Origin of the sequence: Serratia sp. MMO-28, from assembly GCF_037199905.1 — a bacterium.
In the GTDB taxonomy this organism is placed as follows: Bacteria; Pseudomonadota; Gammaproteobacteria; order Enterobacterales; family Enterobacteriaceae; genus Chania; species Chania oryzae.
In genome coordinates this window covers 1-335 of record NZ_JBBCVB010000101.1, presented here as the reverse complement: position 1 = coordinate 335, position 335 = coordinate 1, and the positions used below count along the sequence as shown (strand labels likewise).

Sequence of the window (335 nt, the reverse complement as noted above, 5' to 3'; positions counted from 1 at the left end):
GCAACAGTTGGGCGGTGGCGTCGGTCAGATTGACGTTGGCCGCCGAGGTGCCCAGATTATTGGCCGTGCTGACCGTCAATGCTCCATTTGCATTGACGGCGTGGGTGCCGCCGAAGGTGTTGCTGCCGCTCAGGGTGATGGCCGCATCGGTATTGATGACGCCGGCCCCGTTCAGGGTATTGGCCAGGGTATCTGCCGCATTCAGCGTCAGCGTGCCGTCCACCTCCACCGCGCTGGTGCCCAACGCATTGGCCGCGCCGGCGCTGATGGTGGCACCGGACGCGATATGGGTGGCCGCCGACAGGCCGCTGTTGGCGGCACTCAGCGCCAGCGTG

At 66.3% G+C, this 335-nt stretch carries 1 protein-coding gene; it reads right to left on the bottom strand.

Going from position 1 to position 335, the window contains the following annotated elements; genetic code table 11:
• On the bottom strand, nucleotides 1–335 hold a 335-nt coding region (locus WG891_RS26720), incomplete at both ends, for a hypothetical protein (RefSeq protein ID WP_337265108.1).